Raw genomic sequence first — 1,880 nt, 5'->3', positions numbered from 1 at the left:
AGCAAAAGCCCCAAATCAAGGTAAAATTCCGCAATGCTGCAGCACTTACTTTGTCGCAAGAGCGATAAATTTCTCTCGCAAAATTTGACGAAATCCCGCTCTTGATCGCAAACCAAAATCCCTCAGCAAAAATTTTATCGCGCATAAATGCACAAATCGCCATTTTTAAAGCTCGTCTGCACGTTTATAAAATTTCAGTGCATGCAACCTGCGCAAGCAAAGCGATAAAATTTTAAAGCGTTAAATTCTACCAACTCGCACTCGAAAAATCCGCTAAATTTATAGAATTTACAAAGCGGCAAAACATTAAATTTAAAGCTTATAAGGCTTTTGCAAACCCAAAACGCCGCAAACCCAAAACGACGACGAAGCGGCGAGCGACCCTTTAAATCAAGCCCGCTAATTTTCACGCTCAGGCGCATCTTGCGGATCGCTCGTAAAATCATCGCTTACTTGCGTAGGACTTAATCCAAGCGAGCGCAAATAGCTCTGCGTAGCTGCTTCACCACCCGCAAGCGCGTAGTCTAGCGCATTTAGCCCCGCCTCGTCGGCCGCCTTTTCGTTTGCGCCCGATTTTACGAGCAATTCAACGATCTGCTTGGTACTTTTTTGCGCCGCAAACATCAGCAGTGTCTTACCCGCGCCCGAACGTTCACAGCCGTCGCTACGCTCGCCTAGCGACGCTAGAGCCTGAGCTTCAGTGCTGCCGATCTGACGGACATTTACGCTAGCGTGCGAGTAGATTAGCAACTTTACGAGCTCATAATTTTTTGCCGCGGCGGCGAAAAATATTGGAGTTTGCCCAAGCGAGTTTTTATAGCCAACCAAAGCGCCTTTAGAGATCATAAATTTAGCGCTTTGAACGTTATTCATCGCGTAAAATAGAGAGTTTTCCTCGCCAGCATTTATCTGCGCGCCCCGATCGATCAAAGCGCCGCTAAAGCGCTCGTCATATCCTAGCAAAAGTGCCAGATCCAGGGCATTATCAAGCTCGTAAATCGCAAAATCCTTGCTAAAAAGTAGCGCACGAAACTCATCTGCACTTACTCCGCCTTTTAACGCCAGCTCAAGCTCACCGTAATCTCCCGCCTTGCGATCCTTTGCAGCGTATGCGATAAATTCCGCTATCACGGCGCTTGCCAGCTCATCGGCGTCGTTTTTATTAAATTTGGCGGCGAAATAATCTTTTAGCGCCTCCCTGGCTGCTGAGATCTCGCCCATAAAATTGCCATAAGCGATGAAATTTCCAATCTTGCGCTCGGAGTAAAATTCTAAGGCTTCAAGCGATTTTTCGCTAATTTGCGCGTAGTTTTTCTCTTTAGCATAGCTCAAAAAGCCCTCGCCATCCATCCCCGCAAATGCCAAGGTTCGCTCAAGCCTTTTTTCGTTCAGCAAGGCTTCGTTACCGACACAATCGATATTTTCGTCCCTGATCTCAGAAGCCGCGCTTTTTAAATTTTGCAAAAATTCTGCGCCAGCTAGCGAGCCTTTACAGCCAAAATCGCTTTGCAGCAGCTCTTCGTCCGCAGGCTCCTTACTAAAAAAGCCACGCGGATCGCTTAGCATCTGCTCGCAAGAAGCGCCAAAAAGCGTGCCGCAAAAAACAAACGAACCCATTAGAATTTTTCGCATCGCTACCTCGAATTGCATTTGAAGCGTTATTTTACCTTTAAATTTATTTATTAAAACTTAGTGCGGGCGGTGGAATTTTATGGAATTCCTTTCAACCTTATAAAATTTTGCGGAATTTTTAAAATTTTACGGCACGGCGACGAGCGGCGTTAAATAATGGTAGTTATAGGCGCAGCAATGGAGGGTTATATGAGGGCACAGCGATCGGCAGGCTAAAATTTTAAAATTTACGCGCGCTTCAGTGCCTT

The 1,880-nt window shown here is 46.0% G+C and carries 2 protein-coding genes; both read right to left on the bottom strand.

Features of this window, described 5'->3' with window-relative positions:
• Positions 1 to 194: 194 nt before the first annotated feature.
• Positions 195 to 410, bottom strand: a complete 216-nt coding sequence (locus tag Q0095_RS09510; protein WP_297883287.1) for a hypothetical protein — start codon at positions 408 to 410, stop codon at positions 195 to 197.
• Complete coding sequence (locus Q0095_RS09505) at positions 400 to 1,650, bottom strand: ankyrin repeat domain-containing protein (protein WP_297883286.1); 1,251 nt, start codon at positions 1,648 to 1,650, stop codon at positions 400 to 402. The genes Q0095_RS09510 and Q0095_RS09505 overlap by 11 nt, the downstream gene beginning before the upstream one ends.
• Positions 1,651 to 1,880 lie beyond the last annotated feature (230 nt).

Source organism: uncultured Campylobacter sp. (assembly GCF_938045535.1).
Lineage (GTDB): Bacteria > Campylobacterota > Campylobacteria > Campylobacterales > Campylobacteraceae > Campylobacter_B.
Note: the sequence above shows the minus strand (reverse complement) of the source record. Positions and strands in the feature narration are given on the sequence as shown.

Bases quoted from the DNA above. Each gene is read 5' to 3' on its own strand.
- Q0095_RS09505 (WP_297883286.1), bottom strand. From the start codon at position 1,650: ATGCAATTCGAGGTAGCGATGCGAAAAATTCTAATGGGTTCGTTTGTT.